Source organism: Salmonella sp. HY31 (assembly GCF_042604575.1).
Taxonomy (GTDB): Bacteria; Pseudomonadota; Gammaproteobacteria; order Enterobacterales; family Enterobacteriaceae; genus Salmonella; species Salmonella diarizonae.
This window is the reverse complement of the sequence record NZ_CP170479.1, coordinates 702,522-716,675: the sequence shown is the minus strand read 5'-3', so window position 1 is coordinate 716,675 and position 14,154 is coordinate 702,522. Positions and strand designations below refer to the sequence as shown.

Here is a 14,154-nt window from a genome sequence, read left to right as displayed (position 1 = left end):
ATTAAATAATATTACGCACTATAAAGATCACTTTATAGTGCGTAATATTGTTACAACAATGCCTTATTCGCCAGGCCATCCAACAATTTCTGATGGATGCCGCCGAAACCTCCATTGCTCATCACCAGAATATGATCGCCAGGCTGTGCAGTTTTCACTACCATATCCGCCAGAGTATCGACATCGCCATTCCAGTGAGCAGGCTGTACGCAGGCGTCCGCCACTTCCGAAACCTGCCACGGAATATGCGGCGGTTGAAGCAGGAAAACTTCATCCGCACGCCCTAACGACGGCGCCAGGTCATCCTTGCATAACCCCATCTTCATGGTGTTAGAACGCGGCTCAAGCACCGCAATGATACGCGCCGTACCGCCGACTTTACCGCGTAAGGCCGCCAGCGTTGCCAGAATCGCCGTCGGGTGATGGGCGAAATCGTCATAGACCGTTACGCCGTAAGCTTCCCCGCGCAGTTCCAGGCGGCGGCGGGCGTTAATAAATGACCCCAGCGCGCTGGCCGCTTCAGCGGGCGCGACGCCCACGTGGCGCGCGGCGGCAATCGCCATCAGCCCATTATGCATATTGTGCTCGCCCACCAGTCCCCATTTCACATCGCCGACTTTTTCGCCGTCCAGCCACACTTCCCACTCGGAAGCATCGGTAGTCAGCTTCTTCGCCTGCCAGTGCCCCTGCTCGCCCACCAGCTCCTGCTCGCTCCAGCAGCCCAGCGCCATGGTTTGTTTTAGATTGATATCGTTTTCGGGCCAAATGATCCGTCCCTGCCCTGGCACAATGCGCACCAGATGATGGAACTGCTTCTGGATCGCTTTCAGATCGTCGAAGATGTCGGCATGATCAAACTCAAGATTATTGAGGATCAACGTACGCGGGCAGTAATGCACAAATTTAGAACGTTTATCAAAGAACGCGCAGTCGTACTCATCCGCTTCGATAACAAAGAACGGACTTTCGCCCAGCCGCGCGGAAACCTCAAAGTTGCCCGGTACGCCGCCGATAACGAATCCCGGCTTGTACCCGCACGATTCCAGTATCCAGGTCGCCATGCCTGCGGTCGTGGTTTTACCGTGAGTACCGGCGACCGCCAGTACCCAGCGATCGCGCAACACAAAATCGTGCAGCCACTGTGGACCAGACATAAAGGGAATGTTTTTTTCCAGTACCGCTTCCACGCACGGATTCCCGCGCGTCATCGCATTGCCGATAATCACCAGATCCGGCTGAGGATCGAGCTGGCTGGCGTCATAACCCTGAATCAGATCAATCCCTTGCTTCTCAAGTAAAGTACTCATCGGCGGATACACATTGGCGTCCGACCCCGTTACTTCATGACCAAGCGAGCGAGCCAGCATCGCCAGTCCACCCATGAAAGTGCCACAAATTCCCAAAATATGAATGCGCATACGTCACTATCCTTTTTTTATCTGCGAGACATTTTACGCACATGTCTGGCAAGTGAGAAACGCATTTCAGGTAAATCTGTACTTTGCTGGCGCGATTCACCTGAGCGCATCATCTGAAATGTTTGTTAAGATTGTTACGGTCGCTTTACTCCAATCAATTGCAGGGAAAGTGTTATGAAAACGTTAGGTGAATTTATTGTCGAAAAGCAGCACGAGTTCTCTCAGGCTACCGGTGAGCTCACTGCTTTGCTGTCGGCAATAAAATTGGGCGCCAAGATCATCCACCGCGATATCAACAAGGCCGGTCTGGTCGATATCCTGGGTGCCAGCGGTGCTGAGAACGTACAGGGCGAAGTTCAGCAGAAACTCGATCTGTTCGCGAACGAGAAACTGAAAGCTGCACTAAAAGCGCGCGATATTGTAGCGGGCATCGCATCGGAAGAAGAGGACGAAATCGTCGTCTTTGAAGGCTGCGAACACGCGAAATATGTAGTGCTGATGGACCCTCTGGATGGCTCTTCTAACATCGACGTTAACGTCTCTGTCGGTACGATTTTCTCAATTTATCGTCGCGTGACGCCCGTTGGCACGCCGGTCACCGAAGAAGATTTCCTGCAACCCGGCAACAAGCAGGTCGCAGCGGGATATGTCGTGTATGGCTCTTCCACCATGCTGGTTTACACCACTGGCTGCGGCGTACACGCTTTCACCTACGATCCGTCGCTGGGCGTGTTCTGTCTGTGCCAGGAACGTATGCGTTTTCCGGAAAAGGGTAAAACCTACTCTATTAACGAAGGCAACTACATTAAGTTCCCGAATGGCGTGAAGAAGTACATCAAATTCTGCCAGGAAGAGGATAGTTCAACAAGCCGCCCTTATACCTCGCGTTACATTGGCTCTCTGGTGGCCGATTTTCACCGCAACCTGCTAAAAGGCGGCATCTATCTCTACCCGAGCACCGCCAGCCACCCGCAGGGAAAACTGCGTCTACTGTATGAGTGCAACCCGATGGCGTTCCTCGCGGAACAGGCCGGCGGCAAAGCGAGCGATGGTAAAGAGCGTATTCTGGATATCATCCCGGAAAGCCTGCACCAGCGCCGCTCATTCTTCGTCGGTAATCGCCATATGGTTGAAGATGTGGAACGCTTTATCCGGGAATTCCCGGACGCGTAATCCGTTCGGGCAAAGGTCCGCATGTAGGCCGGAGAAAAAGCGTGGCGTTGCCGATTGCCGGATGGCGGCTTCGCCTTATCCGGCCTACAATTTGTGGTTACGCCGTTTGCAGTTTAAACGTGGCAACAGCCTCCACTAATACGTGCGATTGTTCCTCCAGAGAGCGCGTTGCGGCGGATGATTGTTGTACCAACGCTGCGTTCTGCTGCGCCGTTTCATCCATCTGGCTGACGGCAATATTGACCTGCTCAATACCCCGGCTCTGCTCGCGGGACGCATTAGCGATTTCGCGCATCAATTTAGTCATGCGTAAAACTTCGGTCGCAATTTCATCCATGGTTTCGCCAGCCTGCTGCGCCAGCTCGCTTCCTTCGCCCACCTGTGTTTGCGAATCACTAATCAACGTGCGAATCTCTTTTGCCGCCTCGGCGCTACGGCTGGCTAAATGACGAACCTCTCCGGCAACCACGGCAAAGCCGCGCCCTTGTTCACCTGCGCGCGCCGCTTCTACTGACGCATTCAGCGCCAGGATGTTAGTCTGAAAAGCAATGCCGTCAATCACACTGAGAATATCGGCGATGCGATTAGAACTCCCTGATATATCGCGCATTTTTTCGATAACGTAGCACACCATTTCGCTGCCGCGATCGGCGGTATCAGACACGGTTTTCGCCAGTTGATGTGCTTGTTCCGCGTTTTCCGCATTCTGCTTCACCGTTGCCGTCAATTCTTCCATGCTGGCAGCAGTCTGTTCGAGCGATGTCGCGGTCGACTCGGTTCGCGTAGCAAGATGAACATTACCTGCCGTTAATTCCCGGCTACCGATGTCAATCTGTGAACTGGCATCACGCACGCGCCTCACGGAATTGCTCAGCGCGGCGCGCATATCCGCCATCGCGGTATTAAGGCGGTTAAACTCGACGCAGGCAGGTTGATAGTCAACAGGCGTTAAATCGCCGGTCGCCAACCGCTCTAGCTGTTCCACTACGTTATCCAACGGATACAGCAACTTATTACGCAGCATCAGCCACATCACCCATAACAGGCCCAGCGCAACCAACGTTGCGGCGCTCATCACGCCATAGTATGCCAGGAGGTGATAACACGCGCTGAAGCATAGAGTCCCATACTCCCCGTTAGCAATAAAAGCAGCGTCAGAGAAGACAATAACGCCAGCAAGCTGGCTCGAATAGAAAGGATTTTTGGCATTGTTATATTCCAGTTGTAGAGTTGAATTTGGCTTAACAAAACCTATCGACTACAACCGAAAAAAGTTTAGCTATTGTCGGTTATACGCCTCACCGGCGAACTCTGGCGATGCTCCCACAGTACCGTTAATCCTCGCTGTAGCGCGATAAAAATAAATAACAGAACGCCGATAGCGATTTTTGTCCACCAGGAACTTAGCGTACCGTCAAAGTTAATATAGGTCTGAATCAGCCCCTGGATAGCGACGCCAAATAACGTCCCCAGTACCGTACCTACCCCGCCGCTCAGCAGCGTGCCGCCGATCACCACCGACGTAATGGCGTCCAGTTCCACCCCGACGCCCGCCTGGGTATAAATGGAAAATACGATCCCGGCAGCGTCGCTAAACCGGTCGACAACATATAAATACGAATCATGACGCTTCGCATGGAGATTCCCATCAAATTCGCCGAGAACGATCGAGTAGAAAAACCGGGATCTCCGCATCCTTAGCCTCTTTGAGTACCGGCTCCCAGACAGTCGCCACTATCGGTGCAATGAAGATCGCATCTACGCCCTGGGCCACAAAAAAACGTACTGCTTTGATCTGATTTTCCTGCTTTTGCTGACCGTCGGCGATCTTCAGCGTAATGCCGCGTTTTTCAGCCTCGCTTTTCGCCACATTCGTTTCCGCAGTGCGCCAGCCGGATTCCGATCCAACTTGCGAAAATCCTATGGTTAAGGGAGCGGCGAACGCCATAGACGGCATGGCTGCCGAAACTGTTGTCACTAAAAGTAAGCGCTTCCACATAAGGGCATCCTCGTAGGGGAATTGTATTGGCGAAAAAACCATCGCGGGAAAAACCATAGACAATCACCCATGTAACAAATTGCGCTACATCACACCTCAAAAAAGCAAATGCAATGTTAATTAAATGTTTATATTTATTCCCATTTTCCTATTAAAAAAGCGGCTAAACTTATGGACTTTCTTGTCATAAAAATGACAAGCAACGCACGCGTGAAGAGAAGTGAAAACAAAAACAAGCGAAGACTTTCGGCGTGAGTTGGCTATAATACTCGCCACTTGTTTGTCATAAATTCAAAGGAAACAGACATGAGCTTACTCAACGTCCCGGCGGGTAAAGAACTGCCGGAAGATATCTACGTCGTTATTGAGATCCCGGCTAACGCAGATCCGATCAAATACGAAGTTGACAAAGAGAGCGGCGCGCTGTTCGTTGACCGCTTCATGTCCACCGCGATGTTCTATCCGTGCAACTACGGCTACATCAACCATACCCTGTCTCTGGACGGCGACCCGGTAGACGTTCTGGTCCCGACGCCGTACCCGCTGCAGCCAGGCGCCGTCATCCGTTGCCGTCCGGTTGGCGTACTGAAAATGACCGACGAATCCGGTGAAGATGCGAAACTGGTTGCCGTACCACACACCAAACTGAGCAAAGAGTACGATCACATTAAAGATGTGAACGACCTGCCGGAACTGCTGAAAGCGCAGATCACTCACTTCTTCGAGCACTATAAAGATCTCGAAAAAGGCAAATGGGTGAAAGTGGACGGATGGGACAACGCCGAAGCGGCTAAAGCGGAAATCGTTGCCTCCTTCGAGCGCGCAGCGAAGAAATAAGTCTTTGGTTGCGGAAGAACCCTGAGCGCCAGTTATCGGCGCGTCAGGGTTTTTTTATACCTGCCGGATAGCGTAGGCCTGATAAGCGTTAGCGCCATCAGCCTGGATGTAAAAAAACAACGCCACCCGAGGGTGGCGTGTTCAGTTCAGGGCTGGTTTCTGTCTAACCAGTCACCGCTTTCAATCAGAGTTAATCCATCCACAGGACGTTGGTATACATACATCCATGCGCTGCCGTACGGTGTCAGGATTAACTGGCGTGCGTATTCACCGCCCCTGGTGCGCAAAGCATCAAGTTCGGCCAGCGTGGCGTTATCAATTCGATAAACTTCGCCGTGTACCGATCCGTTTCCCGGAACAGCGCCTGGATAGTGGCCCAGACTATACAACTGGTAGTTATCGATACGGTAATCGCCAAGCAATTGGGCATTGGTCATCCAGTGACTGTTGCCTTGTTTCTGTCGTAAACTGCCATAGACAAATATTCGCATTGCTAAAACTCAAACTGATAGAGCAAATCAAGTGCCTGATCTACGCCAGACACTGCTTCCAGATATAGCTTAGGCATCAGGCGATAACGTAACGTGAGCGTCGCCAGAGAGTCAAATATCCCTACACCATACTTCACCTGTAGACCCGGCAGTACATAGCCGCTGACCACGACCTGAGACGAATCGCCCACCCCTTGCGTGTCCAGCGCCAAATTACTTACGCCAAATGTCTCTCCGATTTTACCCACAACCTGACCACTTTGCGCAACCCCCAGGCCAATAAGCATGGAGGTCATTGCCGCGCTATCGCTCTGATTGCTGTCCAACCCCTGCCCACGCAGCAGATAAGAAAGCGCTTCAGCCTGCGGCATCGCTGGATCGGAGAAGATTTCCGCCTTGGGTTCATCAGCAGTGCCTGTGACGCGCACGCCCGCAATGACATCGTCTTCGGTGGCGTCAGGGTTACGGATCGCTTCGATATTAAGCAGCGGCTGATCCGGCGGGCCGGAGAACAGCAGCTCGCCTTTACGGACAAGCAGGTCCTGGCCGTAGGCGCGGAATCGGCCGTCAGGAATATTGATTTGACCATTCAGCCCCAGCCCCTGCTTATCCTGCGCAACTTTCAAATCGCCGGTCAAACGCGCTTTAAGCCCGAAGGCGTCGATGCGCACGTTGTTGCCGACGTGTACCGTCAGATTACTGTTGATGGGAATAGACGCTGTCTGCGGCGTTTCTGGTTGCAGGTTATTGTTGAGCATAACCACATCGCTGGAGACGCCGACCGCGCTCTCCGGTAGGTCATGCACCACAATTCGCGCCCACGGAACGTCCACACGACCATCCAACGTGAACAGTGAGGGCGTCGCGTCAAAGACCACATCCGGCGAGACATCCAGGCGCACCATCGGCGGAACGGTAATCCGCACCCGACTGCCTTTCGCCGTCACCCGCGCGCGCCAGTTGTCAATCTGACTCCAGTCGGCGTTGCCGTTCAGGTTAATTTGCCCTTGTTGCGTTCGCACGATACCGGCGAGCGTCGAACGCGTACCGCTAAAGTTCATGGTGAACTGGCTCGGCTGCATCTCAAACGGCATAAAATTACCGTCAATATCCAGCGCGCTAAGCTGCAACTGACCAAACAACTGCGGGCTTTGCACATCACCGCCCAGGCGTAGTCTGGCGTTTAACATTCCCGCCGCTTTTTCGCCACGCGAAAAGATAGGGTTGACCATCGCCAGATTGATATTGCGCATGTTGACGTTACCGCCGAGATTGCGCCGCCCCTGAGGATCGGTTACCTGCACCTGGCCATCGAATTGACCATTGTTCGTCAGGCGAATCAGCCATCCCAGCTCGGCGCGATTATTGTGCAGATCGGCGTTGAGGTTCAGCGTCTCAAACGCGACCGGTAACGGCGCGTCATTGACGGTCTGCGTAACCTTCACGTTACGACCGGAAAGCGTGACCTTCCCCTGCGGCAATCCCTCTTTGGTGGTGTCCCACGACACGTCCGCTTTCCCGCTAAAGATCCCGCTGGCCTGAGTGGTATCAGGCATAAATGGCTTCAGCATCGCCAGATCAAAGCGGTTGAGATTGACCACCGCTCGTCCTGCGGCGCCCGCATCAATGGTTTGCGGTATGCACAGCTCGGCGTTCGGGTTCAGCCAACAATGTGGCCCGATACTGATTTTCTGTTCTTTATTGCGGTAGTCCAGCGCAATCGCGCGGGTCAACGACCATGGCCCCACTGGCGTCTGGAAGCGGGTGTCGCTTAACGTCCCTTTCCAGCGCGCCGCATCGCGATCGAAACTGCCACTCAGAGAGAGTTGGCCGGATACCGGCTCTCCCTGAACGCGGAGCTGTAGCTGATGCTGCTTCTCGCTGCCTTTGGCGTCAAGCGTCACCAGATTGATGTTAACATCGGGCTGCGAAATCCGCTCTACGCGAACGTTGAGATGGCCCGCTATCTGATCGGTGGATTTAATATCGCCCTCGATGCGCGCCTGGGCGATAGACAACGCCTGCCAACGCAGACCGCGGGCGGTGATATCCGCCAGCAACTGCGGCGCTTCTACCGTACCGCGGACTTTAACGATACCTTTTGCGGTGCCGCCCAGCCCTGGCAGCGCATTATCCAGCCCTGGCGCATCGATGGTGGCATCAAGATTCAGCTCCTTAACGCCAAGCTCGCCTTTTACATCGGCGCTGTTTGGGCCCAGCGCAAGGTGCAGCCCCGGGATCGTCCACTGCATGTAGCTGTTGCCCTTTAGCGTCCCGTTGACGTTAACGTTGTTCTGCTTCACATTGCCGGTCAGCTTGAGCTCCGGAACATCCATCTGCCAGGTACCGCCGTAGAGACTGCCTTTGGTTTTCATTACGCCGTTAAGCTTCGCGGGCCAGTCCGGGATCTCTTTGGCGGTATTGATGCCATTCAGCGTCAGTTCACCACGCCAGCTAATCGCCTGCTGCCAGTCTACCAGCGCTTTCAGTTCAGTTTTGCCTTCCAGAGCGGCGACGGTAAGTTTATCAAGATTAATCTGCCGCTCATTCCCTTTGGCATCCAGCGTGATGGTCGCAGGCGGAATATCTTGTCCTTTCATGGCGGTTCGCATCGACAACGTATAGTCGGTCATCTTACCGCTCAGTTTGAGCTTCAGATCGTCAGCCTGAAATTGGGTATCGCCCGTGAACGGCCAGGCAATACGTTGGCTGACGACTTCAAGATTGAGCGGTAAACCGGCCTCCGCCAGCCGCGTCTGGGCGCGAAGCGCGACATCCATCGGCCCGGAAAGGTTCACCCTAACCTCCAGTTGTTCGCGTAGCGCGCCGCCGACCTTAAGTTTTATCTTTTCACCCTTTAGCGGATCGATATTCAGCGTACTGTTGAGCGTAATATCGACCGGCCAGTTATTGGCGAGCTGCGCCGTACCGGAGGCTTTCACCGTGCCCTGGTTGGCGTCGATATCCAGAGTATCCAGCTTCATATTACCGTCGATACTGCTGACTTTAAGCAGCATCGTGCGCACCGTGAGATCGGTATCGCCGGTAACGCGTAGCTGCTCGCCGCGAAATGACTCGATATTCAGATTGAGCGGCAGGTGAACATCGGTCATCTCCGGCATTACCGGTTTTGCAAACAGATCTTTTAGCGTTTCGCCAAGCGGCTTTTCATCTGGTTGAGGTTTCTCGATTTTAGGTTCAACCACCTCTTCCTGCGCCACGTCGGCGACCTTCGGCAGCGCAATCAGCAACCCCTGAAGCCGCGTCGGTTTCAGGGTCAGGTTTTTCTCCTGCCATGTCAGCCCGGAGGTAAAATCCAGCACCGAAACGGTAGTGCCATCAATCTTGATATTGATGTTATTCAGCGCCACGCGCGACAGTGTGATGGGCCAGGGCGTGGAGAGGTTCAGCGGTCCGCTTTCTTCCTCTTCTTGCGCCGGTGCGGAAGGCGGCATTTTTTTGCTGTCGATAGCGACATTAATGTCTTTTAGCGCCAGATCATTGACGCACAGGCTACTGTGCCACAGGCAACCAAGCCCGACGGCCAGATGAATTTCGCCCGCATGTACCGCGACGCCCGGCTGCTCATAGCGGATATTTTTCAATGATAAATCCCGCCAGCCACCGGTGGCCTGCCCAATTTCCAGCCCCGGCACCCAGCGGTTCGCCGCACTGAACACCAGATGCAGCCCCGTCGTCGTCCCGACCAGAAACGCGACGCTCGCCAGTAACAGCACAATGAAAATCAACACCCCGAGGCTTATTTTCTTCCATAAACTCATAATTCAGGCCCCAGACCGATATAAAACTGTAAACCGTGTTCGTCTTTGTCGCCGAGCGGTATGGCAAAATCGAGTTTGACAGGCCCAACCGGCGACGCCCAGCGCACGCCGACCCCGGTCCCGGTTTTGAAATCGCTACGGCGAATATCACTCACCGCCTCGCCGCTATCGACAAATACCGCCCCCCACCATTTGCCGGTGACGTTATACTGGTACTCCAGCGATCCGGTTGCCAGTTTTGAGGCACCTTTAAGATTGCCGTCGCTGTCTTTAGGCGAAATAGATTTGTATTTATAGCCGCGAATACTGCGATCGCCCCCGGCGAAGAAACGCAAATCCGGCGGAACTTTGTCGAAGTCACCGGTTTCTATCCAGCCCAAATTGGCGCGCATCACAAAACGGTGGCGATCGTACAAAGTCCGAATCCAGACGTTTTGCGCCTGTAGCACGGAGAAATCCACGTCGGAACCCCAGGCCGTATTCGAATAGTCTACCGAGTAGCGCTGCGAATCGCCCCAGGTTGGCATCAGCCCCCCTCGCGAGCGGGTTCGGCTGATCATCACACCCGGGTAGAACAGCATGGTGGTATTGGTGACGTTCCCCTGGGTAAAGTGGTCGAAACTCCAGCGCAGGTTAATCGCCCGCTGCCAGCCGCTGGAAAGGTCCCAGTAACGCGAAACGGCAAGCGTGGTCGAATCCTGCTCCGTATCATTCAAATCGGTACGTTTAAAACCGCCTTGTACCAGATAGTATTGCTCCAGCGGATTTTTCAGCAGCGGCATTTTATAACTAAAATCCAGCACCTGTTCCGGCGCAGAAATACTGGTGCTGGTGGTCAGACTATGACCGTAAGAGTTCATCCACGGCTTTTTCCACGACGCTTTCACGCGCGGCCCGACGTCGGTGGAGTACCCCACCCCGGTTTCAATCGTGTTTTCGGTTCGCGGCGATACCACGCCTTTTAACGGCAGAATTTTTGTTTTACGGGATTTCTCAAATTCCGGCGCCACGACGACAGAATTAAACCATCCGGTAGCGGAAAGTCGGCGGTTTAGTTCCGCCAAATCTTTCGACTCGTACTCATCGCCCTCTTTAAACGGCAACAGATTTTGTAAATATTCATCACGAATCTGCGAACCTTCGAAGGTGACATGTCCGAAGCGATAGCGCTCACCGCTATCATAATCAATATCCCAAAACGCCTGATGACGGCCCAGAGCAATTCCCAACTGGCTTTTAACGAATTCGCTGTCGAAATAGCCTTTACGTAGCGACACGCTGGTTAACGACTTTTTAAAATTGTCATAGTCTCCCTGGTTCAGCACCGTACCGATTGCCGGACGCGTTTTCAGTAAGGCCAGATAATCTTTGTCCGTACGCGCGCCGCCGCGTAAAATGACTTCTGTACCGCCAATCAGCACCGGCTGGCCGGGCGTAACTTTGGCGATTAATACCTGCCGTCCTTTCGCAGGCGGCGGAAGCAAGTCGAAATTGATAGTGGGTTCGTAATAGCCTAACGCTTTAAGCCCTTCGCGAATCGCATCATCAACTCGAGCGCGAAAGCGCCGATCCGGCGTCACCTCGTCGCTTTGAATCGTAGAGAGCTGTGCGCGAACGTTTTTTTCCAGTTCTCCGGATAGCCCTTCGACTTTCAGACGAACATTTGCGGCTACCGCAGAACTGCTCAGGCACAGTAAGCTAACCCAACATAACTGACGGATATGTGGCACATTTTCTCCTGAATATCCCCTATTCCCACCCCTGGAAAAAATCACACTACCGCTCCGCGGCTTAACATAAAATCAACAATCGCGATTGAAAAGCAGACGACAGCCCAAATATTTCTTATGGTTAAATCCAGATACATTAATGTTGTTATTGTGTGCAAAGATGCGTCTCGTTACAACCTTAACGCCAATTAACGCTTTCGGGAGAATGGCTCATGAGTTTATTTGATAAAAAACATCTTGTTACTCAAGCAGATGCGTTACCAGGACGCAATACCCCGATGCCGATCGCCACTCTGCATGCGGTAAATGAACACTCTATGACCAATGTTCCTGCCGGGATGGAGATCGCCTACTTCGCTATGGGCTGTTTCTGGGGCGTAGAACGTTTATTCTGGCAATTGCCCGGCGTATATAGCACCGCGGCAGGGTATGCGGGCGGTTACACGCCTAATCCAACCTACCGGGAAGTCTGCTCCGGACAGACCGGTCATGCCGAAGCGGTACGGGTAGTGTACGATCCTGCCGTTATCAGTTATGAGCAACTTTTACAGGTCTTCTGGGAAAATCACGATCCGGCGCAGGGGATGCAACAAGGCAACGATCACGGTACGCAATACCGTTCTGCGATTTATCCCTTAACACCGGAACAGAGTACCGCCGCTCACGCCAGTCGCGAGCGCTTCCAGTCGGCAATGACCACCGCCGGAGACGATCGCCCAATTACCACGGAAATCGCCCATGCGACGCCGTTTTACTACGCCGAAGATGAACACCAACAGTATCTGCACAAAAATCCGTACGGTTACTGCGGGATTGGCGGGCTCGGCGTTTGCCTGCCGCCTGACGCGTGACGGCGCTGGCGTAGGGGGCGCTTGTCGGCGTTGAAAATGAACCCTCTGGCGACTTTACAGTAGCTTACGCTATACTAGCCCTGAACTTACCGGCTCACTGCTACGAGCCGGTTTTCATTAAACGTTACCACACGGATTTATAAACTTCCCTTCCGAGGATCTGGCGTTTCGCCGGATAAGATATGTTAAACAGTATATTCATTATATTCTGCCTGATCGCTGTAAGTGCGTTCTTCTCCATCTCCGAGATCTCGCTTGCCGCATCACGTAAGATTAAACTCAAGTTATTGGCTGATGAAGGCAGTATCAACGCACAACGCGTATTGAAAATGCAGGAAAATCCCGGCATGTTTTTCACCGTTGTGCAAATTGGCCTGAACGCCGTCGCTATTCTTGGCGGTATCGTCGGCGATGCGGCATTTTCGCCCGCCTTTTCCGCCCTTTTCTCGCACTATATGTCGCCAGAACTCTCCGAGCAGCTGAGCTTTATTCTCTCTTTCTCGCTGGTGACGGGGCTGTTTATCCTGTTCGCGGATTTAACCCCGAAACGCATCGGTATGATTGCGCCAGAAGCTGTGGCTTTGCGTATCATCAACCCGATGCGCTTCTGCCTGTTCGTTTTTCGCCCGCTGGTGTGGCTGTTTAACGGCATGGCAAACAACATCTTCCGCCTGTTCAAAATTCCAATGGTGCGGAAAGACGACATCACTTCTGATGATATTTACGCGGTGGTGGAAGCCGGCGCGCTGGCGGGCGTTTTGCGCAAGCAAGAGCACGAACTGATTGAAAACGTGTTTGAACTTGAATCCCGCACCGTACCGTCTTCTATGACGTCGCGCGAAAGTATCATCTGGTTTGATCTGCACGAAGACGAACAAAGCCTGAAGAAAAAGGTCGCCGAACATCCGCACTCAAAATTTTTAGTATGTAATGAAGATATCGACCACATCATCGGCTATGTAGACTCCAAAGATCTGCTGAATCGCGTGCTGGCGAACCAAAGTATGGCGCTGAATAGCGGCGTGCAAATTCGCAATACCTTGATTGTGCCGGATACGCTGACCCTTTCCGAGGCGCTGGAAAGTTTCAAAACGGCAGGCGAAGATTTCGCGGTCATTATGAATGAATACGCGCTGGTCGTCGGTATTATCACGCTGAACGATGTGATGACTACGCTGATGGGCGATCTGGTCGGCCAGGGACTGGAAGAACAAATTGTGGCGCGCGATGAGAATTCCTGGCTGGTTGACGGCGGCACGCCGATTGACGACGTCATGCGCGTGCTGGATATCGATGAGTTTCCGCAATCCGGCAACTATGAAACCATCGGCGGCTTTATGATGTTTATGCTGCGTAAGATCCCGAAACGTACCGATTCGGTGAAGCTGGCTGGCTACAAATTTGAAGTGGTGGATATCGACAACTACCGCATCGATCAGTTGCTGGTCACGCGTCTCGACAGTAAAACCAACGTTCCGGCACCGAAATTGCCAGATGCGAAAGGCAAAGAAGACGGCGCGGCCTGAAATCCGTTTACCAGAAACATTAACGGCTCCTGATCCAGGAGCCGTTTTTTTTTACTTTTTTAACCTACTGCATAGCACTTTTGGTTACGCCATCTCAGTTTGCAGACGCATAACCTGACGGTTAACTTCAGACATCACAGAAAAATGCTGCTTGTCTCTCACTTTTGGGATAAGAATCTTACCCTTATCGAACTCAAAAGCGCCAACATCCTTGATATATAACCGTCCACGGAACAGGATCTTCACGTACTTCGCCACCTGTAGCGGGTTGTAGCGTTGGAAAATTTTCATTGTTGTCTCCTGCTGAGTATTACGCCCTTGCGGTGCCACAATCGGCCCAACAGTTT

Annotated in this window: 9 protein-coding genes and 3 pseudogenes; 4 read left to right on the top strand and 8 right to left on the bottom strand. The window is 53.0% G+C overall.

The features are described 5' to 3' along the window. Positions 1-50 precede the first annotated feature (50 nt). Positions 51-1,418: a UDP-N-acetylmuramate:L-alanyl-gamma-D-glutamyl-meso-diaminopimelate ligase gene (mpl, locus tag ACE15A_RS03335; protein WP_053507671.1), complete on the bottom strand. Its 1,368-nt coding sequence runs from the start codon at positions 1,416-1,418 to the stop codon at positions 51-53. A 174-nt stretch (positions 1,419-1,592) separates the two neighbouring features. On the opposite strand from mpl, the gene fbp reads away from it, so the two are divergent. After that, positions 1,593-2,591, top strand: a complete 999-nt coding sequence (gene fbp / locus ACE15A_RS03330; RefSeq protein WP_023248641.1) for a class 1 fructose-bisphosphatase — start codon at positions 1,593-1,595, stop codon at positions 2,589-2,591. A gap of 97 nt (positions 2,592-2,688) precedes the next feature. Here fbp and ACE15A_RS03325 read toward each other — a convergent pair. The 3 pseudogenes from ACE15A_RS03325 to ACE15A_RS03315 form a co-directional block, all read right to left on the bottom strand. Then, positions 2,689-3,800: pseudogene (locus ACE15A_RS03325) on the bottom strand (methyl-accepting chemotaxis protein). A gap of 66 nt (positions 3,801-3,866) precedes the next feature. After that, positions 3,867-4,252: pseudogene (locus ACE15A_RS03320) on the bottom strand (sugar ABC transporter permease YjfF); the annotation flags it as partial. Continuing rightward, positions 4,252-4,590, bottom strand: a pseudogene (locus ACE15A_RS03315) (substrate-binding domain-containing protein); the annotation flags it as partial. The pseudogenes ACE15A_RS03315 and ACE15A_RS03320, both read right to left, overlap by 1 nt. Positions 4,591-4,896: 306 nt before the next feature. On the opposite strand from ACE15A_RS03315, the gene ppa reads away from it, so the two are divergent. Continuing rightward, on the top strand, positions 4,897-5,427 hold the full coding sequence (gene ppa, locus ACE15A_RS03310) for an inorganic diphosphatase (protein WP_000055079.1): 531 nt from the start codon (positions 4,897-4,899) through the stop codon (positions 5,425-5,427). A gap of 146 nt (positions 5,428-5,573) precedes the next feature. Here ppa and ACE15A_RS03305 read toward each other — a convergent pair whose 3' ends face one another. The 3 genes from ACE15A_RS03305 to tamA are packed head-to-tail and all read right to left on the bottom strand — an operon-like array spanning position 5,574 to position 11,430. Continuing rightward, positions 5,574-5,918 carry a gamma-glutamylcyclotransferase gene (locus tag ACE15A_RS03305; RefSeq protein WP_053507672.1) on the bottom strand — a complete coding sequence of 115 codons (345 nt, stop codon included), beginning with the start codon at positions 5,916-5,918 and terminating at the stop codon, positions 5,574-5,576. Positions 5,919-5,920: 2 nt separating this feature from the next. Further along, the gene (tamB, locus tag ACE15A_RS03300; RefSeq protein WP_053507673.1) at positions 5,921-9,700 is read right to left on the bottom strand and encodes an autotransporter assembly complex protein TamB; all 3,780 of its coding nucleotides are present in this window, start codon (positions 9,698-9,700) and stop codon (positions 5,921-5,923) included. Beyond that, complete coding sequence (tamA, locus tag ACE15A_RS03295) at positions 9,697-11,430, bottom strand: autotransporter assembly complex protein TamA (RefSeq protein ID WP_053507674.1); 1,734 nt, start codon at positions 11,428-11,430, stop codon at positions 9,697-9,699. The genes tamB and tamA overlap by 4 nt, the downstream gene beginning before the upstream one ends. Positions 11,431-11,642: 212 nt before the next feature. Here tamA and msrA point away from each other — a divergent pair, with 212 nt between their 5' ends. Then, a complete protein-coding gene (gene msrA, locus ACE15A_RS03290) occupies positions 11,643-12,281 on the top strand; it encodes a peptide-methionine (S)-S-oxide reductase MsrA (RefSeq protein WP_053507675.1) in 639 nt (212 codons plus the stop codon). A gap of 182 nt (positions 12,282-12,463) precedes the next feature. After that, the gene (locus tag ACE15A_RS03285) at positions 12,464-13,807 is read left to right on the top strand and encodes a hemolysin family protein (RefSeq protein WP_023248649.1); all 1,344 of its coding nucleotides are present in this window, start codon (positions 12,464-12,466) and stop codon (positions 13,805-13,807) included. Between the two features lie 84 nt (positions 13,808-13,891). On the opposite strand, the gene ACE15A_RS03280 is transcribed toward ACE15A_RS03285, so the two are convergent. Continuing rightward, positions 13,892-14,098 carry a DUF1107 domain-containing protein gene (locus ACE15A_RS03280; protein ID WP_023248650.1) on the bottom strand — a complete coding sequence of 69 codons (207 nt, stop codon included), beginning with the start codon at positions 14,096-14,098 and terminating at the stop codon, positions 13,892-13,894. Between the last annotated feature and the right edge of the window lie 56 nt (positions 14,099-14,154).